The sequence below is a fragment of the Methylobacterium oryzisoli genome, assembly GCF_046557895.1.
Lineage (GTDB): Bacteria > Pseudomonadota > Alphaproteobacteria > Rhizobiales > Beijerinckiaceae > Methylobacterium > Methylobacterium oryzisoli.
The window spans coordinates 156766-179973 of sequence record NZ_JBKIBX010000003.1; the positions used below are offsets into that span (position 1 = coordinate 156766).

Here is a 23208-nt window from a genome sequence, read left to right on the forward strand (position 1 = left end):
CTGCGGCTCCACCTGGACCCTCACGCGGGATCTTCGATCCCCTGCCCCTCTCCCGCACGGGAGAGGGGTTCCCCGCGCCATCCTTGTCGAGGAATTTTCCCTGGACAGGCCTGCGGCCCCGGGCGAGGAGGCCTGATCGGCGCGCCCGCCCCTCACCCCGGCGGCCTCCCGGGCGGCGCGCCGCATTCCGGACGATCCCCTCGCGCAGGCCCGTCCGGACCGGCCGATCCTGATGGGATCCTTATAAGATCGCCGCCCGCCCGCTCTCGAACCCTAACGCGGGTCGAGGCCACATTCCGGACAGTCGGTCGCCCGTGACGCGACCGGCCGAACCGGACCGCATCCCCATGCTCGACATCGTCTTCATCGCGGCGGGCGTCGCCTTCTTCGGCCTCGCGGCCGGCTACGTCGCCCTGTGCGAACGCCTGTGAGGGAGGGCCGCGCATGACCCTCGACCTCGCGCTCGGCGCCGTCGTGGCGGCCGGCCTCCTCGTCTACCTCACCTGCGCCCTCGTCCGCCCCGAGCGGTTCTGAGCGGCCCGACGGACCTCCCACCATGACTCTCAACGGCTGGATCCAGATCGCGCTGTTCAGCGCGGTCGTGCTGGCGCTCGTGAAGCCGCTCGGCTGGTACATGACGCGCGTCTTCACCGGCGAGCGCACCTTCCTCTCGCCCGTGCTCGGCCCCGTCGAGCGCGGGCTCTACCGCGCGGCCGGGATCGACGCGCGCCACGAGCAGACCTGGCGCGGCTACGGCCTCGCCCTGCTGCTCTTCCATCTGCTCGGCTTCGTCCTGCTCTACGCGGTGCTGCGGCTGCAGGCGGCGCTGCCGCTCAACCCGGCCGGGATGGCGGCCGTGGCGCCGGACCTCGCCTTCAACACGGCGGCGAGCTTCGTCACCAACACCAACTGGCAGAACTACGGCGGCGAGAGCACCCTCTCGTACCTGTCGCAGATGCTGGGGCTCACCCCCCAGAACTTCCTCTCGGCGGCCACCGGCATCGCGCTCGCCGTGGCGCTGATCCGCGGCCTCTCCCGGGCCTCGGCGCGCACCGTCGGCTCGTTCTACGTCGATCTCACCCGCTGCACCCTCTACGTGCTGCTTCCGCTCTGCGTGGTCTACACGCTCTTCCTCGTCTCCCAGGGGGTGCCGCAGACGCTCTCGCCCTCGCTGGAGGCGACCACGCTCGAAGGGGCAAGGCAGACCATCGCGGTGGGGCCGGTGGCGAGCCAGGTCGCCATCAAGATGCTCGGCACCAACGGCGGCGGCTTCTTCAACGCCAACGCCGCCCACCCGTTCGAGAACCCGACCGCGCTGTCGAACCTCGTGCAGATGGTCTCGATCTTCGCGCTCGGCGCCGCGCTCACCAACGTCTTCGGCCGCATGGTCGGCGACGAGCGCCAGGGCTGGGCGATCCTCGGCGCGATGGCGGTGATGTTCGTGGCAGGGGTCGCCGTCACCTACGCCAGCGAAGCGTCAGGAAGCTCCGTGCTGAACGGGCTCGGCCTGACCGGCGGCAACATGGAGGGCAAGGAGGTCCGCTTCGGCATCGTGGCCTCAGCGCTCTTTGCGGTGGTGACGACGGCGGCCTCCTGCGGCGCCGTCAACGCCATGCACGATTCCTTCACGGCGCTCGGCGGCCTGATCCCGCTCGTCAACATGCAGCTCGGCGAGATCATCGTCGGCGGCGTCGGCGCGGGCCTCTACGGCATGCTGGTCTTCGTCATCGTGGCGATCTTCGTCGCCGGGCTGATGGTCGGGCGCACGCCCGAGTACCTCGGAAAGAAGATCGAGGCGCGGGAGGTCAAGATGGCGATGCTCGCCATCCTCTGCCTGCCGCTGATGATGCTGGGGCTCACCGCGCTCGCGACCGTGCTGCCCGCCGGCCTCGCCGGTCCAGCGAATGCCGGCCCGCACGGCTTCTCGGAGATCCTCTACGCCTTCACTTCGGCGGCGGCCAACAACGGCTCGGCCTTCGCCGGCCTCACCGGCAACACGCTGTTCTACAACACCATCCTGGCGCTCGGCATGCTGGTCGGCCGCTTCTTCGTCATCCTCCCGGCGCTCGCCATCGCGGGCTCGCTCGCGGCCAAGAAGACGGTGCCGGCCTCGGCCGGCACCTTCCCGACCCATGGCGGCCTGTTCGTGGGCCTGCTCGTCGGCGTCATCCTGATCGTCGGCGGCCTGACCTTCTTCCCCTCCCTGGCGCTGGGTCCGGTGGTCGAGCACCTCGCCGGCGCGGCCGGGCAGACCTTCGCGGCGGGAGGCTGAGCATGCCCGTCTCGTACTCCGCGCGGCTGCGCCGCGGCCTCGCCCGCCACCGCCCCCGCCCGGTCCGCCCGCACGACCGGTCCTTGCTGCGGACCACCGACGTCGTGCTCGCGCTGGCCGGCCTCGCGCTGCTCGGCAGCCTGACCGTCTGGGCCGCCATCGCGCTCGCGACCGGCGCGCCCGCTCCCTGACCGAACCCGGCGGCGCCCGCGAGCGCCGCCCCTCCCGGCCCTTTCCGGACACCACACCCATGTCCCGTCAAGAAACCTCCCTGTTCAGCGCCGCCCTCGTCGGCCCCGCGCTCGCCGGCTCCGTCAGGAAGCTCGATCCCCGCGCCATGATCCGCAACCCGGTCATGTTCGTGGTCGAGGTCGTGGCCGCGCTGACCACCGTCCTCTTCGTCCGCGACCTCATCGCGGGCGGAGGCGACCTGTTCTTCTCCGGCCAGATCGTCCTCTGGCTCTGGTTCACCCTGCTCTTCGCTAATTTCGCCGAGGCGCTGGCCGAGGGGCGCGGCAAGGCCCAGGCCGATTCCCTGCGGCGCACCCGCACCGAGATGACGGCCAAGCGCCTCACCGGCCGGGGCCGGGCCTACGAGACCGTGCCCGGCACCAGCCTGAAGGTCGGCGACGTGGTGCTGGTCGAGGCCGGCGACCTGATCCCGTCCGACGGCGAGGTGATCGAGGGCGTGGCCTCCGTGAACGAGGCCGCCATCACGGGGGAATCCGCCCCGGTGATCCGCGAATCCGGCGGCGACCGCTCGGCGGTGACCGGGGGCACGCAGGTGCTCTCGGACGAGATCAAGGTGCGCATCACCGCCGCCGCGGGCTCGACCTTCGTCGACCGCATGATCGCGCTGGTGGAAGGCGCCGCGCGCCAGAAGACGCCCAACGAGATCGCGCTCAACATCCTGCTCGCGGGGCTGACCATCGTGTTCGTCTTCGCGGTGGCCTCGATCCCGAGCTTCGCGTCCTACGCGGGCGGGTCGATCCCGGTGATCGTGCTCGTCGCCCTGTTCGTGACGCTCATCCCCACCACCATCGGCGCGCTCCTGTCGGCCATCGGCATCGCCGGCATGGACCGGCTGGTGCGCTTCAACGTGCTCGCCATGTCGGGCCGGGCCGTCGAGGCGGCGGGCGACGTCGACACGCTGCTTCTCGACAAGACCGGCACCATCACGCTCGGCAACCGGCAGGCGACGGAGTTCCGGCCCGTCCGCGGCGTCTCCGAGCAGGATCTCGCCGACGCCGCCCAGCTCGCCTCGCTCGCCGACGAGACCCCGGAGGGCCGCTCCATCGTGGTGCTGGCCAAGGAGCGCTACGGCCTGCGCGCCCGCGACATGGCGGCGCTCAACGCCACCTTCGTGCCCTTCACGGCGCAGTCGCGCATGTCGGGCGTCGATCTCGACGGCTCGTCCATCCGCAAGGGGGCGGTCGAGGCCGTGATCGCCGCCCTGTCCGGCGGGCCGGCGGCGAGCCGCGGCTCGAACGCGGCGCTCGCCTACCACCCGGCCGCCGAGACCGAGGCGGTGGCGGAGATCCGCGCCGCCGCGGAGGCGATCGCCAAGGCGGGCGGCACCCCGCTCGCGGTGGCCAGGGACGGCCGCCTGCTCGGGGTCGTCTACCTCAAGGACATCGTGAAGGGGGGCATCCGCGAGCGCTTCGCGGAGCTGCGCCGCATGGGCATCCGCACCGTGATGATCACCGGCGACAACCCGATGACCGCCGCCGCCATCGCGGCGGAGGCCGGCGTCGACGACTTCCTGGCCCAGGCCACGCCGGAGGACAAGCTCGCCCTGATCCGGCGCGAGCAGGGAGCGGGCAAGCTCGTCGCCATGTGCGGCGACGGCACCAACGACGCGCCCGCGCTCGCCCAGGCGGATGTCGGCGTGGCCATGAACACCGGCACGGTGGCGGCGCGCGAGGCCGGCAACATGGTCGACCTCGATTCCGACCCCACCAAGCTCATCGAGATCGTCGGCATCGGCAAGCAGCTGCTGATGACCCGCGGTGCGCTCACCACCTTCTCGATCGCCAACGACGTGGCGAAGTACTTCGCCATCATCCCGGCGATGTTCCTGACGCTCTACCCGCAGCTGCAGGCGCTCAACGTGATGGGCCTGGCCTCGCCGCAGAGCGCCATCCTGTCGGCGATCATCTTCAACGCGCTGATCATCGTGGCGCTGATCCCGCTGGCGCTGAGGGGCGTGCGCTACCGGGCGGTGGGGGCCGCCGCGCTCCTGCGGCGCAACCTCCTCGTCTACGGCTTAGGCGGCATCCTGGTGCCCTTCGCGGGTATCAAGCTCATCGACCTCGCCGTCACCGCCTTGCACCTCGCCTGACGATCACGGAGATTTTTCCCATGCCGAACCCGCTTCGCCCCGCCCTCGTGCTGCTCGTCGCCCTGAGCGCGATCACGGGCCTCGCCTATCCGCTCGCGATGACCGGCCTTGCGGGCGCGATCTTCCCGGCGCAGGCCGCGGGCAGCCCGATCGAGCGCGACGGCCGCATCGTCGGCTCCGGCCTGATCGGGCAGTCCTTCACCGGCGCCGGCTACTTCCACGGCCGTCCCTCGGCCACGACGGCGCCCGACCCGGCCGATGCTGCCAAGACCGTGCCGGCGCCCTACAACGCCGCGAACTCGATGGGCTCCAACCTCGGCCCCACCAGCGCGGCGCTCGCCGAGCGGGTGAGGGGGGATCTCGACGCGCTCAAGGCCGAGAATCCGGGCCGGCCGGTGCCGGTCGACCTCGTGACGACGAGCGGCTCGGGCCTCGACCCGGACCTCTCGCCCGAGGCCGCCCTGTTCCAGGTGCCGCGCGTCGCCCGGGCCCGCAACCTGCCCGAGGACGCGCTCCGCGCCCTCGTGGAGGCCCACATCCGGGGGCGCACCCTCGGCGTGCTGGGGGAGCCGCGCGTCAACGTCCTGGCGCTCAACCTCGCTCTGGACGACCTGGCCCGCCGCTGAGGAGGGATGATGCCTGAAGCCGGCCGTGATCCGAACCGCCCCTCGCCCGACGCCCTGCTCGACGCGGCGCGCCGGGAGGAGCGGACGCGCGGCCGGCTCAAGATCTTCCTCGGCGCCGCGCCGGGCGTCGGCAAGACCTACGAGATGCTCACCGTCGGCCGCGCCCGGCTGAAGGCCGGCGCCGACGTGGTGGCCGGCATCGTCGAGACCCACGGCCGGGCCGAGACCGAGGCCCTGCTCGACGGCGTCGCGGTGATCCCGCGCCGCCGCGTGCCCTATCACGGCACCGTGCTGGAGGAGATGGACCTCGACGCGCTGCTGGCCCGCCGCCCGGCGCTCGCGCTGGTGGACGAACTCGCCCACACCAACGCGCCGGGCTCGCGCCACCCGAAGCGCTACCAGGACGTGGAGGAGTTGCTCGACGCCGGCATCGACGTGCTCACCACCCTCAACATCCAGCACGTCGAGAGCCTCAACGACGTGGTGGCCGCCATCACCCGCATCCGGGTCCGCGAGACCGTGCCGGACGGGATCCTCGACCGGGCCGACGACATCGAGGTGGTGGACCTCAACCCCGACGACCTGATCCAGCGGCTGCGGGAGGGCAAGGTCTACGTGCCGGCCAACGCCGAGCGGGCGCTGCGGCACTACTTCTCGCGCGGCAATCTCACGGCTTTGCGCGAACTGGCGCTCCGGCGCACCGCCGACCGGGTGGACGACGAACTGCTCAGCCACATGCGGGCCAACGCCATCGCGGGCCCCTGGGGGGCGGGGGAGCGGGTGCTGGTCTGCGTGAACGAGGATCCGCGCGCGGCCGGTCTCGTGCGCTACGCCAAGCGGCTCGCCGACCGCCTGCACGCGCCCTGGACGGCGCTCACCGTCGCGGGGCCGCGCTCGCTCTCGCTCGGCGAGGCGGAGCGCGACCGCCTCGCCGAGACCCTGCGGCTCGCCGACCGGCTCGGGGGCGATGCGGTCACGATCCCGGGCGGGCGGCGCATCGCCGAGGACATCCTGGCCTATGCCCGCTCGGCCAACGTGAACCACATCGTCGTCGGCAAGGCGACGCGCTCGTGGCTCTTCGAGCTGATGAACGGCTCGGTCGTGCACGACCTCGTGCGCGGCAGCGGCCGCATCAGCGTCCACGTGGTGGCCGGCGAGGCGCTGGACGCGCCCCAGGCCTCAGGGAAGCGCGTGGCGACGGCGCCCGCTGCCGCGGCCTGGAGACCGCACCCCTACGCGCTCGCGCTCCTCGCGACGGCGGCCGGGCTCGGGGTCGCGCTGCTGCTCCAGCCTTATGCGGGCGTCGAGAACGCCGACCTCTTCCTGCTCACCGCGGTGGTCGCGGTGGCGGGGCGCTTCGGCCTCGGCCCGTCGCTCGCCGCCGTGGTGGCGGCCTCGCTCGCCTACAACTTCTTCTTCCTGCCGCCGATCTACACCTTCACCATCGCCGATCCCACGAACATCGCGGCCTTCCTCCTGTTCGGCGGCGTCGCCGTGCTGGTCTCCAACCTCGCCGCCCGCTCGCAGCGCATCGCCGCCGTCTCCCAGGCCAATGCGCGCGCCACCGAGCGCCTCTACGGTTTCTCCCGCAAGCTCGCGGGCTGCGGCTCGCTGGACGACGTGCTCTGGGCCACCTGCGCCCAGGTGGCCGCGATGCTCCGCGTCCGCGTCGTGCTGCTCCTGCCGGAGGGCGACGGCCTGCCGGTCCAGGCCGGCTATCCGCCCGAGGACAGCCTCGATGCGGCGGACGCGGCGGCCGCGCGCTGGGCCTTCGACAACGACCGGCCGGCGGGCCGCGGCGCCGACACCCTGCCGGGCGCCCGCCGGCTCTTCCTGCCCCTGCGCACCGGGCGCGGGCGCGTCGGGGTGATCGGCCTCGACGCGGACGGCACCGGGCCGATCCTCACGCCGGAGGGCCGGCGCCTGCTCGACGCGCTCGCCGACATGGGCGCGCTCGCCATCGAGCGGGTGCGGCTGGTGGCGGATCTCGACCGGGCCGAGCGCGCCGCCGAGACCGACCGCCTCGCCCGGGCGCTGCTCACCTCGATCAGCCACGACCTGCGCACGCCGCTCGCCTCCGTGCTCGGGGCGGCCAGCACCCTGCGCGACCTCGACGCGGCGCTCTCGGCGCAGGCCAAGGCCGATCTGCTCGCGACCGTGATCGAGGAAGCGGAGCGGCTGAACCGCTTCATCGCCAACCTGCTCGACATGACGCGGCTGGAAGCCGGGGCCGTGGCCCCGAACCTCGCCCCCCAGGACGTGGGCGAGAGCGTCGACACGGCCCTGCGCCGGGTGGAGGCCGTGCTCGCCCGGCACCGGGTCGCGGTCGACGTGCCGGCGGACCTGCCGACGCTGCGCCTCGATCCGGTGCTGTTCGAGCAGGTGCTCGTCAACCTCCTCGACAACGCCGCCAAGTACGCCCCCGAGGGCTCGACCGTGACCGTGCGGGCGCGCCGCGAGGGCCGGTTCGTCCGCATCGCGGTGCTGGACGAGGGCGAGGGCCTGCCCGAGGCGGACGTGGAGCGCGTGTTCGACAAGTTCTACCGCGCCCGCAAGGGCGACCGCGTCCGGGCCGGCACCGGGCTCGGGCTTGCGATCGCGCGCGGCTTCGTGGAGGCGATGGGCGGCACGGTGACGGCGGCCAACCGGCCGGACCGCGCCGGGGCCTGCTTCGTCCTGAGCCTGCCGGTTCCGGAGGCCGGCGCCGCGGAGGGCATCGCCGCATGAGCCACGCCATCCTGGTCATCGACGACGAGCCGCCGATCCGCAGGCTCCTGCGCACGGGCCTCGCCACGCAGGGCTACGCGATCCTGGAGGCTCCGAACGGCCGCAGCGCCCTCGACCTGCTCGCGCGCGAGCGGGTGGACCTCGTCATCCTCGACCTCGGCCTGCCGGACCTGCGCGGCCACGACCTGCTGCGCACCATCCGCGAGCGCTTCCCCAGCCTGCCGGTGGTGGTGCTGTCGAGCCGGGACGACGAATCCGGCAAGGTCGAGGCCCTCGACCTCGGGGCGGACGACTACGTGACGAAGCCGTTCGGCATGGCCGAGCTGCTCGCGCGCCTGCGCACGGCCCTGCGCCATCAGATCACCGCCCAGGGCGAGCGCCCGGTCTTCCAGGTCGACGGCCTCAGCGTCGACCTCGTGCGCCGGATCGTCCGGGTCGACGGGGCCGAGATCAAGCTGACGCCGCGGGAATACGACTTCCTGCGGGTGCTGGTGCTGCATGCCGGCAAGGTGCTGACCCACGCCCAGCTGATGAACGCGGTCTCGGTCTCCTCCGAGCCGCAATACCTGCGCGTCTACATCCGCCAGCTCCGGCAGAAGCTGGAGGCCGATCCGGAGCGCCCGCGCCTCCTGCTCACCGAGACCGGCGTCGGCTACCGCCTCAAGGCGCCCGACGACGCTCCCAAGACATCGTCGCCCTAGCCCCATCGCCGCGTGAAGCGCGGGGAACCCCTCCCCGGGAGAGGGGATCCCGCGGTCTTCCTTGAGGGGACCGAGGGGCTCAGAGCGGCAGCGCGATGCGCTCGCCCGACACCACCACCGCATCGGGCCGGTGGCCGCAGGCGTCCTCGGCGTAGTGCAGCGCGTCGGTGCGGCTGCGAAACAGGCCGCCGGCGCGGCCGTGGATCTCGACGGCGACCCAGTGGCCCTGCGGATCCTGGCCGACGATGAAGCGGGACGGCTCGCCGGGCGGGGGCTCAGCCGGGGGGGCGACGTGGAGGAGGGGCGACATCGGATGTCCGGGGTTGACGCGATCCGGCGCGGGACCGCGCCCCCGAAGCTGGACGAAGGGGCATAAGGGTTCGAGCGGGATGCGGATGCGATCCCATCAGCATCTCATCAGGATCCGGCGGGGAACGCCCGGCGGCCCTGCTCAAGCATTTTCCGACGAAGTGGTGACCGGTTCGTCGCAGAAAATGCGACACTATCGAAAGCCTGGAGCAGGATCCGATCGCCACGCGATCGGATCCTGCTCTAGCGCCGCGGCAGCGCCTGGATCAGGCGGACCCGCAGGGCGGCTCCGGGCTCGGCGAGCGTGAAGGCGGCGGCGGAAAAATCCGGCCGGCCGCCGCGCCCGGCCCCGTTCGAGAACCCGTAGGGCTCGCGCGGGAGGCCGAGCGGCGTGCGGGCGAGGCGCCCGTCGCCGTCGAGGTCCTGGTAGGCGGCCACCGCGTAGACACCCGGCGGCACGTTCGCGAAGCCGAAGCGCAGGGTCGGCGCGGACGCCGGCGCGCTCTCGCCGATGCGGCAGGCCTCCTCCGACAGGCCGCCGACGCACAGCGCCACGAAGACGCGCCCGGTCCCCGGCTGCACGCCGTCGACGGTCACCGTGACGCCCGCCGCGGCGGCAGGCCCGGCGAGCGCGCAGGCGACGAGGCAGACAGGCAGTCTCACGACGCCTCCCCGGTCGGCGCGACGCTCAGGGGCGCGAGCGCCGGCGGGGCGGTCCGGCGCTCGCGCGCGAGATCCTGCAGGAGGAGCCGCGCGGTGATGCGCGCGCCCTCGTAGATCACCGGCAGGCCGGAGCCCGGATGGGTGCCGCCGCCGACGAGGTAGAGGCCCGGCCCGAAGCGGTTATGGGGCCGGAAGTAGAGCATCTGCCCGAGGTCGTGCGAGAGGTTGAAGGTCGCCCCCTCGTTCACCGCGAACTCGTCCCGCCAGTCGGTCGGGTCGACCACGCGCTCGTAGCGGATGCGCGATTCGATGTCGGGCAGGCCGAGCAGCTTCAGGCGGTCGAGGACGAGGCGGCGGTAGGCGGGGCGGATCTCGGCCCAGTCGATCCCGGCGCGCAGGTTCGGCACCGGCACCAGCACGTAGAGGCTGGTATGGCCGGGCGGCGCCATGCCGCCGTCGGTGTAGCCCGCGTGCTGCACGTAGACCGAGGGCTGCATCGGCAGGATGCCGGTGGAGATCTCCTCGATGTTCCGGCGGTAATCCTCGGCGAGCAGGATCGTGTGGTGGCCGAGCGCGGGCGGCATGCCGCCCTCCAGCCCGAGATAGAGCATGAAGGTCGAGCAGGAGAGCCGGGCCTTGTCGAGCTTGGCGTTGCGCCAGCGCGGGCGGTGGCGCTCCGGCACCAGGGCGCGGACCACCTTGGCGAAGTCGCCGTTCACCACCACGCCGTCGGCGGCGATTCGCTCGCCCCCGGCCTCGACGCCCACCGCCCGGTCGTTCTCGAACAGCACCCGGTCGACGCTGGTGCCCAGGCGAATGTCGACCCCGAGCCGGCGCGCGAGCCCCGCCATCGCCTCCGACACCGCCCCGCAGCCGCCCACCGGGTGGTACACCCCGTGCTCGTATTCGAGGAAGCTCAGGATGGTGAACAGGCTCGGGCAGCGGAAGGGCGACATCCCGAGGTACTTGGTCTGGAACGAGAAGGCGAGGCGGACGCGCGGGTCCTTGAAGTAGCGCTGCAGGTCCCGGTCGACGGTGGCGTGCGGGCGCAGCAGCGGCAGGGCGGAGAGCATCGCCGGGGAGACGAGGCTGCGCAGCGTGTCGAAGGGCTGCTCCAGCACCGGCCGGAAGGCTTCGAGCTTGGCCCGGTTGTCGGCGAGGTAGCGCTCGACCTGGGCGGCGTCCTGCGGCGCGATGCGGGCGATCTCGGCCTTGAGGCGGGCGACGTCCGGGGAGGAGCGGATCTCGCCGCCGCCCTCGAAGACGAGGTGGTAGAGCGGGTCGAGCCGCTCCAGCCGGACATGGTCCTCCAGCCGCTCGCCGCAGGAGGCGAAGATGTCGGCGAGGATGCGCGGGTAGAGGAAGAAGGTCGGCCCGATGTCGAACTTGTACCCGCCCGGCGCCGTCACCGTGCGGGTGCGCCCGCCGACGCAGGCATCCTTCTCGATCAGCGTGACCTGAACGCCCTCCCGGGCCAGGAGCAGGGCGACGGCGAGCCCGCCCGGGCCCGCACCGACCACCACCGCATGCCGCCCCGACACCATGCGGTACCCATCCCGCGGCTGAAGCAACGCCGAACTCCTGCACGTCTGATCCGGACAACCCGGATCTCCCCCGTACGGCCTAGTTTTGGGGCTGCGCGCGGGCCCGGCAATTGGCACCCTTTGTCGCGCGCCGGACTGCCCTTGCGCCGGGCGCCGGGCCATGCGCCTCAGGGGCGGCGCGAACAGGGGGCTGCATGGCGATCGAGGACAGGCTGCGCGAGCGGCTGGGCAAGGCCGAGGCGCTGCTCGCGGGCGCGGCGACGCCCGGCGAGCGCGACGCCGCGGAGGCGGCGGTGCGGCGGCTGCGGGGGCGCCTCGCCGAGGCCGGGCACCGGGAGCCCGCGACCGAGCTGAAGCTCTCGCTGCCGGATGCGTGGTCGGTGAGCCTCTTCCTGGCGCTGTGCCGCCGCTACGGCCTGCGCCCCTACCGCTACGCCCGCCAGCGGCGCACCACCGTGATGGTGCGCGCGCCGCGCTCGTTCTTCGACGCGGTGGTCTGGCCCCAGTTCGCCGCCCTGCACGAGGAGCTGTCGGCCTACTTCGCCGAGACCACCGATCGGCTGATCCGCGAGGCGATTCACGGCGACACGGCGGAGGCCGAGACGGTGCCGGAGGCGCTGCCGGGGCGGTGAGGCGCCGCCCTTCAGCGCCGCCTCGGCGGCGCCAGCCGCCGAGGCGGCGTCAACGCCCCGGCGACGTCAGTCGCCCGCCGCCGAGGCGGTGGAGCGCCACCGCGCCCGCCACCGCGACGTTCAGCGAATCGACCCCCGGCGCCATCGGGATGCCGACGCGGCGCGCCCGCGCCATCAGGGCCTCGGGCAGGCCGGTGCCCTCGGTGCCGAGCAGCAGGAGCGCGCGGGGCAGGGGCGGCAGGGCCGCGATGTCCTCGCCCCCCGGGGCGAGGGCCACCGGCACGAGGGCGCGGCGGGCGCAGACATCGAGGAGGGCCGCCCCGTCCGGCACCCGCCCGTACGGCACCGTGAGGCTGGTGCCGGCCGAGACCCGGATCGCCTTGCGGTAGAGCGGGTCGCAGGTGGCGCCGTCCATGAGCACGCCGTCCGCCCCGAAGGCGGCGGCGTTGCGAAACAGCCCGCCGACATTGTCGTGGTTCGTCAGGCCGACGAGGCCGAGGAGGAGCGCCGGCCCGTCCGGCACGAGCACGTCCGGATCGGACACGGGGCCGCCGCGGCCGATCGCCAGCACGCCGCGGTGGATCGGGAAGCCCGCGACCGCGCTCATCACCGGGCGGGCCGCGATGTAGACCGGGATGTCGCCCGCGGCGGCGAGCGCCGCCTCCAGGGCGGGCAGGCGCTCGGGCGCGAGCAGGACCGACTCGGCGCAAAAGCGCGAGCGCCCGGAGAGCAGCACCCGCAGCACCACCTCGCCCTCCGCCACGAACCGGCCCTGGCGGCCCACGAGGTCGCGCTCGCGGATCGCCGCGTAGGGAGCGAGCCGCGGGTCGGCGGGGTCGTCGAGCGGGATCGGGCGCAAGGCCGTGCGGGGCTCGGCCCGTCTCAGCGCGTCTCAGCCCTTGGTGCGTGCCGCCAGGGGGTCGGCCTCGGCCTTGGCCGGTACCTTCACCAGCGCCTCGCCGTCGAGCACCGTCTCGCCGTTCACCGCGCAGGTGCAGGTGAGGCGGGCGCGCCGCCGCTCGGGCACCAGCTCGGCCACCTCGACCGTGACCTCGACCGTGTCGCCGATGCGCACGGGCGCGCGGAAGTTCAGGCTCTGGCTGATATAGACCGCGCCCGGCCCCGGCAGCCGCGTGCCGAGCACCGCCGAGATCAGGCCCGCCGTGTAGAGGCCGTGGGCGATGCGGGTGCCGAAGGGCGTGCGCGCCGCGAAATGCTCGGAGAGGTGGATCGGGTTGCGGTCGCCCGTGATCTCCGCGAAGCCGACCACGTCCGAGGACGAGATGGTCTTCGTCAGCGTCTCCGCCATCCCGACGGCGAGGTCCTCGAAGTACAGAACGCGCAGTTCGGGCAGCATCGGCATCTCTCCCTGTCGCCTTGAGGCCGGCATTGCACAGGGGAAACCGGGAATCCAGTGGCGAAAGGTTGAGGGCAGGGGCCGCTCGCGCCCTGGCCTTGCGCGGGCCGGCGGGGCATAGACGCGCCGGTCCCGCCACGGAGAAGGCCCGTGCCCCCCAGCCCTGAATCCTCCGGCCTGCGCCGGGCCGTCGGCCTCGTGGCGGCGCTCAACCTCGGCTATTTCGGGATCGAGGCCGCGGTGGCGCTCGCCATCGGGTCGGTGGCGCTCATCGCCGACAGCGTCGACTTCCTGGAGGACGCGGCGCTCAACCTGCTGATCCTGGCCGGGCTCGGCTGGAGCCTCGCGGCGCGGGCGAAGCTCGGCACCGTGATGGCCGGCATCCTGCTCGTGCCGGGCCTCGCCACGCTCTGGACCGCCTACCAGAAGATCGCGGATTTCGCTCCCCCCGCGCCCGTGCCGCTGACGCTGGCGGGCCTCGGCGCGCTCGCCGTGAACGTCACCTGCGCGCTCATCCTGGCCCGCCACCGCGGCGGCAGCGGCAGCCTGACCAAGGCGGCCTTCCTGTCGGCGCGCAACGACGCCTACGCCAACCTCGCGATCATCGCGGCGGGCCTCGTGACCGCTGCGACCCTCTCGCCCTGGCCCGACCTCGTGGTCGGCCTCGGCATCGCCGCGCTCAACGCGGATGCCGCCCGCGAGGTCTGGGAGGCCGCCCGCGCCGAGGGACGCGCGGCCCGCGGCGAGGCCCCCTCCGCATGAAAGCGGCCCATCCGCGCCGGCCCCTGCGGCTCTTGCCCATCTCCGACCTGCATCTGGAGCGCCGCCGTCCCGCCGACATCCCGGCGCCCGCCGCGCCCTTCGACGTGCTGGTCTGCGCGGGCGACGTCTGGGAGGGCGAGCCGGAGCGGGGGCTCGCCGTGCTCCTGGCGCTCGCGGGCGAGCGCCCGCTGGTGCTGGTACCGGGCAACCACGAGCATTACGCGCCCGCGGGCGATCCCCGCACGGCGCCGGAGCTGCTGGGTGCCCTCGACGCGGCGGTGCGGGAGGCCAACGCCGCCGCGGGCCGCACCCGGGTCGCGCTGCTGCGGGCGGGGCATGCTGCCGTGATCGAGGGCGTGCGCTTCGTCGGCGCGACCCTGTGGAGCGACTGGTCGCTCGCCGGGCGCTGGCTGTCGCCCGACGCGCCCGACCGCCCCGCCGATCCGGTCGCCTTCGCGGCCGCCCGCATGACCGACCCGGTGACGGGCTCGCGCGAGTACCGGGCGATCCGGCAGGGCGACGGCACCGCCTGGACCCCGCGGGCCGCGATGGCGGCCCATGCCGAGGACCGGGCGCGCCTCGTGGCGGCGCTCGCCCGGCCGCAGGCCGGCCCGACCGTCGCGGTCACGCACCACCCGCCCATCGCCGAGGCCGCGGACCGCTACCGCGACGCGCCGGGCGTGCCCTGGTGGGTGCCGGCCTTCTACGCCACGACGCTGCTGGCCGATCTGCCGCCCGCCGATCGGCCGGCGGCCTGGATCTCCGGCCACTTCCACGCCGGCCACGACATGGTGCTGCACGGCACGCGCTGCGTCGCGAACCCGGTGGAGGGCGCGGGCTGCGACCCGGCGTTGATCGTGGCGGTGTGAGTCCGGCGCGAATCTGGACGCCCCCGCACCCGGGTGGCAGAGTGCGGCCCAAGGCAGCGCGGGCCGTCACGGCCCAGACGATGCCGCACGGGAGGAGACGGACGTGATGAGCGACACCCCGACCCTGCGTCGGCGCACGCTGCTGGCCGGTGCGGCCGGCACGGTGGCGGCCGGGCTCGCCGGCCCGCGGACGGCGGCAGCGCAGGAGAAGGCGCCGGAGAAGAAAGCGGCCGCGCTGCCCGATTACGTCGCCTGGAAGGAGGGCGACGAGCTGATCGTCCACTCCGACAAGACCCTGGAGATGCGGCGCGAGGCGTTCGGCACCGGCCTCATCACGCCGGCGAACCGGCTCTACATCCGCAACAACGTGAACCCGCCCCCCGCCGCGATCGTCGCCGACCGCGACGCCTGGCGGGTGGAGATCGGCGGCGTGAAGCAGCCGCGCACGCTCACGCTCGGCGAGCTCAAGGGGCTCGGGCTCGAATCGGTCGCGACCGTGCTGCAATGCTCCGGCAACGGGCGCAAATACTTCCAGGACGCGCTGACGGGGGGCCAGAAGATCAGCGGCACGCCCTGGACGGTCGGCGCGGCGGGCTGCGTGATCTGGAGCGGCGTGCCGCTGCGGGCCGTGGTCGAGGCCCTCGGCGGTCCGGCGGACGGCATGCGCTTCATCACCGGCACCGGGGGCGAAGAGATCCCGCCCGGCCTCAAGCCGCGGGACATCGTGGTCGAGCGCTCGGTGCCGCTCGCGACCCTCGATACCGTGCTGCTCGCCTGGGAGATGAACGGCGAGCCCCTGTCGCTGGCCCATGGCGGCCCGCTGCGGATGGTCGTGCCGGGCTATTCGGGGGTGAACAACGTCAAGTACGTGAAGGCGGTGGCGCTGACCCCGGCCGAGACCGACGCGAAGATCCAGGCGGCGAGCTACCGCATGCACGGCGTCGGCGAGAAACCCGCGCCGACCCAGCCGCCGGTCTGGGAGCAGCCGGTGCGCTCGTGGATCACCACGCCGCTCACGCGCGTCGCGGCCGGCCGCGTGCAGGTCGCGGGCGTCGCCTTCGGGGGCGTGAACGCGGTGCGCGGCGTCGAGGTCTCGGTCGATGGCGGGGCGACGTGGAAACCCGCCGCGTTCGTCGGTCCCGATCTCGGCCGCTTCGCGTGGCGGCTGTTCGTGCTCCCGGTCGACCTGCCCCCCGGCCGCCACCTCCTGGCGAGCCGCGCCACTGACGCGACCGGCGCCGTGCAGCCCGAAAGCACGCCCGCGAACGGCGGCGGCTACAGCCACAACGGCTGGCGCGGCCCGGCCGTGGAGATCACCGCCACGTGAGGGCCCGCGCCGTGCGCCGGCTGCCCCGCGCGGGGCTGGCAGCCGTGCTCCTCCTGCCGCTCGCGCCCGCGCCCGGCCGCGCCGACCCGGCGCTCGATCTCGGCCGCAAGGTCTTCGTCGAGCTGGCCGATCCGCATTGCGGGCTGTGCCACGCGCTGGCCGATGCCGGAACGACCGGACAGGTCGGCCCCGCCCTCGACGGCCTGAAGCCCGACGCCGCGCGGGTGAAGGCGGCGGTGGTCAACGGCATCGGGGTGATGCCGGCCTTCGAGGACCTGTCTCCCGAGCAGGTCGAGGCGGTCGCCCACTACGTCGCGACGGTGGCGGGCCGGGCGCGGTGAGCGCGCCCGGCCGTCATGGGGCTTGGCGCGGGCCGGGACCGCGCCGTGGTGCGGGGTCCCCAAGGGCCCCGCGCTGAACGGATTCCCAAGAGCGGTTTTGCATGGGCGGTTTTGCATGAGCGGTTTTCTGGCGGTGGTGCTGATCTGCGCCAGCACCGTCCCGGTCCAGTCCTGCGGCGAGGCGACGGCCACCGACGTGTTCAAGACGCGGGTGGGCAACGAGATGGGCTGCGCCACCGGCTGGCAGGAGATCATCGCCCGCTCGGAGGTGCGCGAGGGGATCGGCCGGACGGCCTACCTGAAGACGCAGTGCCGGCGGATCCGCCCGGACGAATGAGGCCGCCTACCTGTCGTACTTGATGTAGGCGAAGCGCGGGTCGGTAGGCGTGCCTTCGAGGGCGCCGCCCTCCAGCCCCGGCTGCCAGCCCACCACTTCCTCGATCTTGCGCGCCAGCGCGATGTCCTTCTCGGTCAGGCCCTTGGCCGAATGGGTGGTGAGCCGCACCTCCACCCAGGCGTAGGAGGCCGTGATGTCGGGATGGTGCCACGCGGCCTCGGCGAGGTGCCCGACCGTGTTGATCACCATCAGGGTGCCCTTCCAGCCGTTGGTCTTGAAGGTGCGCTTGATCCAGCCGTCCTCGTAGTGCCAGGCGGGCAGATCGCGGGCGATGCGCTCGGGGATCTGGCTCGGGTCCAGGACGGCGTCGCGGGTGGCGGACATGGGCGTCTCCTCGTCCGGATGGCCGACGGGCGGCTGACCAAAGTACGGGTGCCCGCCGGGGCGGCCTGCCCCCAAAGGAGGGGCGGCGGGTCATGCCGAAAAGGTGAAGACTCGCGCGGCGTTGCGCAAGCGGTCGCGGTGGACAGCGGGGGCGGCGGTCCTTACCTCCGACGCACACGCGGCCGCCCGGCGGGCGCTCGGACGAGGGGGAGGTGCGCCATGCTCTCACGGCGCGGGCTGCTGGCCGCGGCCGCGCTCTGGCCTCTGCCGCTTCGCGCGGCCGGGGGCGGCGCGCTGCGGGTGGGCGTTCTGCCCTTCGGAACGGTCTCGTGGGAGGCCGCCCTGATCAAGGAGCGCGGGTTCGACGCCGCGCAGGGTTTTTCCCTCGACAGCCTGAAGCTCGCCGGCAACGACGCCGCCCGCATCGCGTTCCAGGGCGCGCAGGTGGACACGATCGTGTCCGACCTGCTCTGGGCGGCCCGCCTGCGGGCGGAGGGGCGGCCGGTGAAGTTCCTGCCCTATTCGAGCACTGAGGGCGCCCTGATGGTGGCGAGCGACAGCCCGCTGCGCTCGGTCGCCGACCTCGCGGGCAAGCGCCTCGGGGTCGCGGGCGGCGCGCTCGACAAGACCTGGCTCCTCCTCAAGGCGCGGGCGCTGGAGCGGGAGGGCATCGACCTCGACCGCGCGGCGCGGCCCGCCTTCGGGGCGCCCCCGCTGCTGATGCAGAAGCTCCAGGCGGGCGAACTCGACGCCGCGCTCCTCTACTGGACCTTCTGCGCGCGGCTGGAGGCCAAGGGCTTCCGGCGGCTGATCACCGCCGACGAGATCGCCCGCTCGCTCGGGGTGGAGGGGCCGATCGCGCTCCTCGGCTACGTCTTCGAGGAGAGCCTGCTGCAGCGCCGGCCCGGCGCGGTGGCGGCCTTCGCGCGGGCCTCGCGGCAGGCCAAGGAGGCGCTGGCGGCGGACGAGGGCGCCTGGGCCACGGTGCGCCCGCTGATGGCGGCGGAGGACGAGGCGACCTTCGCGGCGCTGCGGCGGGATTTTCTGGCCGGCATCCCGCGCCGGCCCATCGCGGCCGAGCGCGCCGACGCGGAGCGGCTCTACGCGGTGCTGGCCCGGCTCGGAGGCGAGCGCCTCGTCGGCGCCGCGACCGCGCTGCCCGAGGGGCTGTACTTCGACGGCGCGCCCAATGGCTGAGGCCTGCCCGCGCCCGGCGGGGCCGTGAGCCGGCATGGCGCTCGCGACCCGTCTCCTCTCGGCGCTGCTGCTGCTGCTGGCCTGGTGGCTGGCCTCGCGCTTCACCGACCTGCGGACCCTGCCGTCGCCCGAGGCGGTGGCGGCCTTCGTGGTGCGCGAGACGCAGAGCGGAGACATGCCGCGCAACGTCGGCATCACGCTCGCCCGCGTGGCGGCCTCGTTCCTGCTCGCGATGGCGACGGGAGCGCTGCTGGGCATCCTGCTCGGGCGCTCCCGCTCCGCCGACCGGCTCCTCGACACGCCGCTCCTCGTCCTGCTCAACACGCCCGCGCTGGTGATCACCGTCCTGGCCTACATCTGGCTCGGCCTGACCGAGACCGCCGCGATCCTGGCGGTGGCCCTCAACAAGATGCCGAACGTCGCGGTGATCATGCGCGAGGGCGCGCGCGGCCTCGATCCGGGCCTGGAGGAGATGGCGCGGACCTTCCGGTACGACCGCCGCACCTGGATCCGCCACGTGCTGCTGCCGCAGCTCGAACCCTTCGCGGTGGCGGCGGCGCGCTCGGGCCTCTCGCTCGCCTGGAAGATCGTGCTGGTGGTGGAGCTGCTGGGGCGCCCGAACGGGGTGGGCTACGCCATCTCCTACTACTTCCAGCTCTTCGACGTGACGGCCCTGTTCGGCTACAGCCTCGTGTTCAGCGCGGTGATGCTCGTCGCCGACGCCCTCCTGCTCCAGCCCCTCGACGCCCATGCCCGACGCTGGCGCTGACCCGGCCCTCTCGGTCGCGATCCGCCGCAAGGCCTACGCGTCGCGCTCCGGCTCCGTCGAGGCGGTGCGCGACCTCGCCTTCACGGTTCGGCCGGGCGAGACCGTCTGCCTGATCGGCCCCTCGGGGGCGGGCAAGACCACCACGCTGCGCATCCTGCTCGGCCTCGACCGCGACTTCGAGGGCACGGTGACGCCCGATCCCGCCCGGATGCGCAGCGGCATGGTCTTCCAGGAGCCGCGGCTCCTGCCCTGGCGCAGCGTCGAGGAGAACGTGCGCCTGTCCCTGCCGCGGCCCGAGCGGGGGCGCTCCCTCGACGCGCTGTTCGACGAACTCGGCCTCGGCCCCTGGCGCGGGCGCTACCCGCGGGAGCTCTCGCTCGGCATGGCCCGGCGGGTGGCGCTCGCCCGGGCGCTGGCGATCGAGCCGCGCCTGCTCGTGCTCGACGAGCCCTTCGTCTCCCTCGATGACACCGCGGCGGCGGCCCTGCGGGGGGTGGTGTTCGCGGCGGCGCGGCGGCGCGGCGCCGCCGTGCTGATGGTGACCCACAACGTGCCGGAGGCGCTGGAGGTGGCCGACCGGCTCCTGCTCCTGACGCCCCGGCCCGCGAGCCTCGCCGCGGCGGTGCCGCTCGCCACCCCGCGGGCCGAGCGCAACCGGGCCTGGGCGGACGGCGTGCGCCAGGACCTCGCGGCGCGCTTCCCCGCCACCGTCGCCGCCTGACCCGGAGACCGTCCATGCGGCTCGCGCTCCCCCCACCGGCCTCGGCGCGCTTGGCGCGGTTGGCGCTCTCGGCGCTCCTGCTCGCCCCGGCGCCGCCGGTGCTCGCGGCCCCGGACCGGGCGCAGGCGCAGCCCGCCGCCGCCGCGGAGGCGCCCCTGCCGGTGCAGGAGGTGGCGCCCGGGGTGTTCGTCTACGCGGCGCCCTACGCGCTCGCCGCCCGCGACAACGCGGGCGCCATCGCCAATGTCGGCTTCGTGATCGGGAGCGAGGCCGTCGCGGTGATCGACACGGGCGGCAGCCTCGCGGCCGGCCGGCGGCTCCTCGCGGCGGTGCGGGCGCGGACCGCGCTGCCGATCCGCTACGTCATCAACACCCACGTCCACCCCGACCACCTGCTGGGCAACGCCGCCTTCGTGGAGGAGGGCGCGATCGTCGTCGGGCACAGGGCGCTGCCCGAGGCGCTGTCGGCCCGCGCCGCGGGCTACCTGCAGGCGAATGCCGAACTGGTCGGCCCCGCCTTCGCGGGCACCCGCATCGTGCCGCCGACCCTCCTCGTCGCCGACACCCGGGAGCTCGACCTCGGCGGGCGGCGGCTGCGCCTCGACGCGTGGCCGACCGCGCACACCAACAGCGACCTCACGGTGCGCGACCTCGCCACCGACACGTGGTTCCTCGGCGACCTCCTGTTCGTCGGGCACGTGCCGGCCCTGGACGGGCGCATCACCGGCTGGATCGCGGTGCTCGGACGGCTGAAGGCCGAGCCCGCCGCCCGGGTGGTGCCGGGCCACGGCCCGGCCTCGCTGCCCTGGCCGGCGGCGGCAGGACCGATCGACCGCTACCTCGCCACCCTCGAAGCCGAGCTGCGCCGGATGATCCGCGAGGGACGCCCCATCGGCGAGGCCGGACAGGCGGCCCGGGGCGAGGCCGGGAACTGGTCCCTGTTCGCCGATTTCAACGCGCGCAACGCCACCACCGCCTACCAGGAACTGGAATGGGAGTGACGCTGCGGCGGCGGCCCGGCCCCATCCCTCGCGGGCGATTCTGCCGGGCTCTACACAAGTAGTTGATACCGCAGCGCAGCATTTACGTTGTGCAAAGCAACACACAGGGGAATTCGTACTTAAGTCACCCCTGTTTCACCCGGAAACGGCCGCTTCCAGCCCCGGATCGTTGTTGACGGCGCCTATTTTTCTCTTAGAGTTCCTTCAGCTTCGGTTTCAACGGCACCGCCAGGGGAGGGCGGGGACCGGTTCGCAAACATGGCGTGCCCTAAACCCAAGAACAGTGGGGGCACCCGACACAGCCTGTTGTGACACGCTGCCGAAGCTCAAAGACGTCCCCAAGCGCAAACAGCAGGTCGTTGCTGTCATGTCCCGTCCGGGGGCAGGGCCCGTGACGCATCTGTCGGAGGAATCCATGAGAGCGGTCCATCTCTTAGCCTTGAGCGCAGGTGTCCTGGGCGTCACGCCAGCCCTGGCGAACGACGATCTGATGAAGCAGATCGCCAATCCGGCCCAGCAGGTTCTTCAGACTGTCGACTACGCGAACACCCGCTATTCGAAGCTCGACCAGATCAACACCGGCAACGTCAAGAACCTGCAGGTGGCCTGGACGTTCTCGACGGGCGTTCTGCGCGGCCACGAGGGTTCGCCCCTGGTCGTCGGCAACATGATGTACGTGCACACGCCGTTCCCGAACATCGTGTACGCGCTCGACCTCAACCAGGACGGCAAGATCGTCTGGAAGTACGAGCCGAAGCAGGATCCGAACGTGATCCCGGTGATGTGCTGCGACACGGTCAACCGTGGTCTGGCCTACGCCGACGGCGCCATCCTGCTGCACCAGGCCGACACCACGCTGGTGTCGCTCGACGCCAAGACCGGCAAGGTCAACTGGTCCGTCGTCAACGGCGACCCGAAGAAGGGCGAGACCAACACCGCGACCGTGCTGCCGGTCAAGGACAAGGTCATCGTCGGCATCTCGGGCGGCGAGTACGGCGTGCGCTGCCACGTCACGGCCTACAACCTCAAGGACGGGAAGCAGGTCTGGCGCGGCTACTCGATGGGTCCCGACGGCGAGATGCTGGTCGACCCGGAGAAGACCACCCATCTCGGCAAGCCGGTCGGCAAGGACTCTTCGCTGAAGACCTGGGAAGGCGATCAGTGGAAGCAGGGCGGCGGCTGCACCTGGGGCTGGTTCTCCTACGACCCCAAGCTCAACCTGATGTACTACGGCTCGGGCAACCCCTCGACCTGGAACCCGAAGCAGCGCCCGGGCGACAACAAGTGGTCGATGACCATCTTCGCCCGTGACGTCGACACCGGCACGGCCAAGTGGGTCTACCAGATGACCCCCCACGACGAGTGGGACTTCGACGGCATCAACGAGATGATCCTCTCGGATCAGAAGGTCGGTGACCGCGAGCGTCCGCTGCTGACCCACTTCGACCGCAACGGCTTCGGCTACACCCTCGATCGGGCGAACGGCGAACTCCTCGTCGCCGAGAAGTTCGATCCGGTGGTGAACTGGGCTACCAAGGTCGACATGGACAAGTCGTCCAAGACCTACGGCCGTCCGCTGGTCGTGGCCAAGTACTCGACCGAGCAGAACGGCGAGGACGTGAACTCGAAGGGCATCTGCCCGGCGGCTCTCGGCACCAAGGACCAGCAGCCCGCGGCCTACTCGCCGAAGACCCAGCTGTTCTACGTGCCGACCAACCACGTCTGCATGGACTACGAGCCGTTCCGGGTGAGCTACACCCCGGGCCAGCCCTATGTCGGTGCGACCCTGTCGATGTACCCGGCCCCCGGCTCGCACGGCGGCATGGGTAACTTCATCGCCTGGGACAACGTGACCGGCAAGATCAAGTGGTCGGTGCCGGAGCAGTTCTCGGTGTGGTCGGGCGCGCTCGCCACCGCCGGCGACGTGGTCTTCTACGGCACGCTCGAGGGCTACCTGAAGGCCGTCGACTCCAAGACGGGCAAGGAACTCTACAAGTTCAAGACCCCGTCGGGCATCATCGGCAACGTGATGACCTACGAGCACAAGGGCAAGCAGCACATCGCCGTCCTGTCGGGCGTCGGCGGCTGGGCGGGCATCGGCCTCGCGGCCGGCCTGACCGACCCGAACGCCGGTCTCGGCGCGGTGGGCGGCTACGCGGCCCTCTCGAACTACACGAACCTCGGCGGTCAGCTCACCGTCTTCACGCTGCCGAACTAATCGGTCGCAGGTTCACCTGTACTTAAGTCAGGCCGGCGCGGGTTTCCGCGCCGGCTTCCTTATGATGAAGTGCTTCTCAGCGAACCGGCGGGCCGCCCGCAACCTGTGCC

The 23208-nt window shown here is 72.9% G+C and carries 24 protein-coding genes; 18 read left to right on the forward strand and 6 right to left on the reverse strand.

The annotated features are described in order from the left end of the window. Positions 1–444: 444 nt before the first annotated feature. Genes ACKUB9_RS04940 through ACKUB9_RS04970 form a run of 7 tightly spaced genes read left to right on the forward strand, consistent with a single transcriptional unit; the run spans position 445 to position 8667 of the window. Complete coding sequence (locus tag ACKUB9_RS04940) at positions 445–534, forward strand: K(+)-transporting ATPase subunit F (protein WP_407519972.1); 90 nt, start codon at positions 445–447, stop codon at positions 532–534. A gap of 22 nt (positions 535–556) precedes the next feature. Next, positions 557–2272 carry a potassium-transporting ATPase subunit KdpA gene (gene kdpA, locus ACKUB9_RS04945; protein WP_407519973.1) on the forward strand — a complete coding sequence of 572 codons (1716 nt, stop codon included), beginning with the start codon at positions 557–559 and terminating at the stop codon, positions 2270–2272. A 2-nt stretch (positions 2273–2274) separates the two neighbouring features. Further along, positions 2275–2463, forward strand: a complete 189-nt coding sequence (locus ACKUB9_RS04950; RefSeq protein WP_407519974.1) for a hypothetical protein — start codon at positions 2275–2277, stop codon at positions 2461–2463. Between the two features lie 59 nt (positions 2464–2522). Next, positions 2523–4613 (forward strand): potassium-transporting ATPase subunit KdpB, encoded by a 2091-nt coding sequence (gene kdpB, locus ACKUB9_RS04955; RefSeq protein WP_407519975.1) that lies wholly within the window; start codon positions 2523–2525, stop codon positions 4611–4613. A 20-nt stretch (positions 4614–4633) separates the two neighbouring features. Continuing rightward, complete coding sequence (locus ACKUB9_RS04960) at positions 4634–5239, forward strand: K(+)-transporting ATPase subunit C (RefSeq protein WP_407519976.1); 606 nt, start codon at positions 4634–4636, stop codon at positions 5237–5239. A gap of 9 nt (positions 5240–5248) precedes the next feature. After that, positions 5249–7966 carry an ATP-binding protein gene (locus tag ACKUB9_RS04965; protein ID WP_407520089.1) on the forward strand — a complete coding sequence of 906 codons (2718 nt, stop codon included), beginning with the start codon at positions 5249–5251 and terminating at the stop codon, positions 7964–7966. Further along, positions 7963–8667 carry a response regulator gene (locus ACKUB9_RS04970; RefSeq protein ID WP_407519977.1) on the forward strand — a complete coding sequence of 235 codons (705 nt, stop codon included), beginning with the start codon at positions 7963–7965 and terminating at the stop codon, positions 8665–8667. The genes ACKUB9_RS04965 and ACKUB9_RS04970 overlap by 4 nt, the downstream gene beginning before the upstream one ends. A 79-nt stretch (positions 8668–8746) precedes the next feature. Here the strand turns inward: ACKUB9_RS04970 and ACKUB9_RS04975 are convergent, their stop codons facing one another. The 3 genes from ACKUB9_RS04975 to crtI form a co-directional block, all read right to left on the reverse strand. Continuing rightward, positions 8747–8977 (reverse strand): hypothetical protein, encoded by a 231-nt coding sequence (locus ACKUB9_RS04975; protein WP_407519978.1) that lies wholly within the window; start codon positions 8975–8977, stop codon positions 8747–8749. A 242-nt stretch (positions 8978–9219) separates the two neighbouring features. After that, the gene (locus ACKUB9_RS04980) at positions 9220–9639 is read right to left on the reverse strand and encodes a DUF2141 domain-containing protein (protein ID WP_407519979.1); all 420 of its coding nucleotides are present in this window, start codon (positions 9637–9639) and stop codon (positions 9220–9222) included. Then, positions 9636–11210: a phytoene desaturase family protein gene (gene crtI, locus ACKUB9_RS04985; protein WP_407519980.1), complete on the reverse strand. Its 1575-nt coding sequence runs from the start codon at positions 11208–11210 to the stop codon at positions 9636–9638. The genes ACKUB9_RS04980 and crtI overlap by 4 nt, the downstream gene beginning before the upstream one ends. A gap of 167 nt (positions 11211–11377) precedes the next feature. On the opposite strand from crtI, the gene ACKUB9_RS04990 reads away from it, so the two are divergent. Next, entirely contained in the window at positions 11378–11815 is a 438-nt protein-coding gene (locus ACKUB9_RS04990; protein WP_407519982.1) for a hypothetical protein, read from the forward strand. A 49-nt stretch (positions 11816–11864) separates the two neighbouring features. Here ACKUB9_RS04990 and ACKUB9_RS04995 read toward each other — a convergent pair whose 3' ends face one another. Then, a complete protein-coding gene (locus ACKUB9_RS04995) occupies positions 11865–12674 on the reverse strand; it encodes a TrmH family RNA methyltransferase (protein WP_407519983.1) in 810 nt (269 codons plus the stop codon). A 33-nt stretch (positions 12675–12707) separates the two neighbouring features. After that, the gene (gene croR, locus ACKUB9_RS05000) at positions 12708–13172 is read right to left on the reverse strand and encodes a 3-hydroxybutyryl-CoA dehydratase (RefSeq protein WP_407519985.1); all 465 of its coding nucleotides are present in this window, start codon (positions 13170–13172) and stop codon (positions 12708–12710) included. Positions 13173–13322: 150 nt separating this feature from the next. Here croR and ACKUB9_RS05005 point away from each other — a divergent pair, with 150 nt between their 5' ends. The 5 genes from ACKUB9_RS05005 (at position 13323) to ACKUB9_RS05025 (ending at position 16808) form a co-directional block, all read left to right on the forward strand. After that, a complete protein-coding gene (locus ACKUB9_RS05005) occupies positions 13323–13934 on the forward strand; it encodes a cation efflux transmembrane domain-containing protein (protein WP_407519986.1) in 612 nt (203 codons plus the stop codon). Beyond that, complete coding sequence (locus tag ACKUB9_RS05010) at positions 13931–14803, forward strand: metallophosphoesterase (RefSeq protein ID WP_407519987.1); 873 nt, start codon at positions 13931–13933, stop codon at positions 14801–14803. The genes ACKUB9_RS05005 and ACKUB9_RS05010 overlap by 4 nt, the downstream gene beginning before the upstream one ends. A 106-nt stretch (positions 14804–14909) precedes the next feature. Beyond that, positions 14910–16130 (forward strand): SorT family sulfite dehydrogenase catalytic subunit, encoded by a 1221-nt coding sequence (gene sorT, locus ACKUB9_RS05015; protein ID WP_407519988.1) that lies wholly within the window; start codon positions 14910–14912, stop codon positions 16128–16130. Continuing rightward, the gene (gene sorU / locus ACKUB9_RS05020) at positions 16127–16471 is read left to right on the forward strand and encodes a SorU family sulfite dehydrogenase c-type cytochrome subunit (RefSeq protein ID WP_407519989.1); all 345 of its coding nucleotides are present in this window, start codon (positions 16127–16129) and stop codon (positions 16469–16471) included. The genes sorT and sorU overlap by 4 nt, the downstream gene beginning before the upstream one ends. 115 nt (positions 16472–16586) lie before the next feature. After that, a complete protein-coding gene (locus ACKUB9_RS05025) occupies positions 16587–16808 on the forward strand; it encodes a hypothetical protein (protein WP_407519990.1) in 222 nt (73 codons plus the stop codon). 6 nt (positions 16809–16814) lie between these two features. Here ACKUB9_RS05025 and ACKUB9_RS05030 read toward each other — a convergent pair whose 3' ends face one another. After that, positions 16815–17192 (reverse strand): 4a-hydroxytetrahydrobiopterin dehydratase, encoded by a 378-nt coding sequence (locus ACKUB9_RS05030; RefSeq protein WP_407519991.1) that lies wholly within the window; start codon positions 17190–17192, stop codon positions 16815–16817. A gap of 219 nt (positions 17193–17411) precedes the next feature. On the opposite strand from ACKUB9_RS05030, the gene ACKUB9_RS05035 reads away from it, so the two are divergent. The 5 genes from ACKUB9_RS05035 (at position 17412) to xoxF5 (ending at position 23098) form a co-directional block, all read left to right on the forward strand. Then, positions 17412–18389 (forward strand): ABC transporter substrate-binding protein, encoded by a 978-nt coding sequence (locus tag ACKUB9_RS05035; RefSeq protein ID WP_407519992.1) that lies wholly within the window; start codon positions 17412–17414, stop codon positions 18387–18389. Between the two features lie 34 nt (positions 18390–18423). Further along, complete coding sequence (locus tag ACKUB9_RS05040; protein ID WP_407519993.1) at positions 18424–19158, forward strand: ABC transporter permease; 735 nt, start codon at positions 18424–18426, stop codon at positions 19156–19158. After that, complete coding sequence (locus ACKUB9_RS05045) at positions 19139–19879, forward strand: ABC transporter ATP-binding protein (protein WP_407519994.1); 741 nt, start codon at positions 19139–19141, stop codon at positions 19877–19879. The genes ACKUB9_RS05040 and ACKUB9_RS05045 overlap by 20 nt, the downstream gene beginning before the upstream one ends. 14 nt (positions 19880–19893) lie before the next feature. Next, complete coding sequence (locus ACKUB9_RS05050) at positions 19894–20880, forward strand: quinoprotein relay system zinc metallohydrolase 2 (protein ID WP_407519995.1); 987 nt, start codon at positions 19894–19896, stop codon at positions 20878–20880. Positions 20881–21295: 415 nt separating this feature from the next. Beyond that, positions 21296–23098: a lanthanide-dependent methanol dehydrogenase XoxF5 gene (gene xoxF5 / locus ACKUB9_RS05055; protein WP_407519996.1), complete on the forward strand. Its 1803-nt coding sequence runs from the start codon at positions 21296–21298 to the stop codon at positions 23096–23098. Positions 23099–23208: the final 110 nt, after the last annotated feature.

What these genes read in the sequence shown, in the direction of transcription:
- ACKUB9_RS04940 (WP_407519972.1), top strand. Translation starts at nt 445, where the DNA reads ATGACCCTCGACCTCGCGCTCGGCGCCGTCGTGGCGGCCGGCCTCCTC.
- kdpA (WP_407519973.1), top strand. Translation starts at nt 557, where the DNA reads ATGACTCTCAACGGCTGGATCCAGATCGCGCTGTTCAGCGCGGTCGTG.
- ACKUB9_RS04950 (WP_407519974.1), top strand. Translation starts at nt 2,275, where the DNA reads ATGCCCGTCTCGTACTCCGCGCGGCTGCGCCGCGGCCTCGCCCGCCAC.
- kdpB (WP_407519975.1), top strand. Translation starts at nt 2,523, where the DNA reads ATGTCCCGTCAAGAAACCTCCCTGTTCAGCGCCGCCCTCGTCGGCCCC.
- ACKUB9_RS04960 (WP_407519976.1), top strand. Translation starts at nt 4,634, where the DNA reads ATGCCGAACCCGCTTCGCCCCGCCCTCGTGCTGCTCGTCGCCCTGAGC.
- ACKUB9_RS04965 (WP_407520089.1), top strand. Translation starts at nt 5,249, where the DNA reads ATGCCTGAAGCCGGCCGTGATCCGAACCGCCCCTCGCCCGACGCCCTG.
- ACKUB9_RS04970 (WP_407519977.1), top strand. Translation starts at nt 7,963, where the DNA reads ATGAGCCACGCCATCCTGGTCATCGACGACGAGCCGCCGATCCGCAGG.
- ACKUB9_RS04975 (WP_407519978.1), bottom strand. Translation starts at nt 8,977, where the DNA reads ATGTCGCCCCTCCTCCACGTCGCCCCCCCGGCTGAGCCCCCGCCCGGC.
- ACKUB9_RS04990 (WP_407519982.1), top strand. Translation starts at nt 11,378, where the DNA reads ATGGCGATCGAGGACAGGCTGCGCGAGCGGCTGGGCAAGGCCGAGGCG.
- croR (WP_407519985.1), bottom strand. Translation starts at nt 13,172, where the DNA reads ATGCTGCCCGAACTGCGCGTTCTGTACTTCGAGGACCTCGCCGTCGGG.
- ACKUB9_RS05010 (WP_407519987.1), top strand. Translation starts at nt 13,931, where the DNA reads ATGAAAGCGGCCCATCCGCGCCGGCCCCTGCGGCTCTTGCCCATCTCC.
- sorT (WP_407519988.1), top strand. Translation starts at nt 14,910, where the DNA reads ATGAGCGACACCCCGACCCTGCGTCGGCGCACGCTGCTGGCCGGTGCG.
- ACKUB9_RS05025 (WP_407519990.1), top strand. Translation starts at nt 16,587, where the DNA reads ATGAGCGGTTTTCTGGCGGTGGTGCTGATCTGCGCCAGCACCGTCCCG.
- ACKUB9_RS05030 (WP_407519991.1), bottom strand. Translation starts at nt 17,192, where the DNA reads ATGTCCGCCACCCGCGACGCCGTCCTGGACCCGAGCCAGATCCCCGAG.
- ACKUB9_RS05035 (WP_407519992.1), top strand. Translation starts at nt 17,412, where the DNA reads ATGCTCTCACGGCGCGGGCTGCTGGCCGCGGCCGCGCTCTGGCCTCTG.
- ACKUB9_RS05040 (WP_407519993.1), top strand. Translation starts at nt 18,424, where the DNA reads ATGGCGCTCGCGACCCGTCTCCTCTCGGCGCTGCTGCTGCTGCTGGCC.
- ACKUB9_RS05045 (WP_407519994.1), top strand. Translation starts at nt 19,139, where the DNA reads ATGCCCGACGCTGGCGCTGACCCGGCCCTCTCGGTCGCGATCCGCCGC.
- ACKUB9_RS05050 (WP_407519995.1), top strand. Translation starts at nt 19,894, where the DNA reads ATGCGGCTCGCGCTCCCCCCACCGGCCTCGGCGCGCTTGGCGCGGTTG.
- xoxF5 (WP_407519996.1), top strand. Translation starts at nt 21,296, where the DNA reads ATGAGAGCGGTCCATCTCTTAGCCTTGAGCGCAGGTGTCCTGGGCGTC.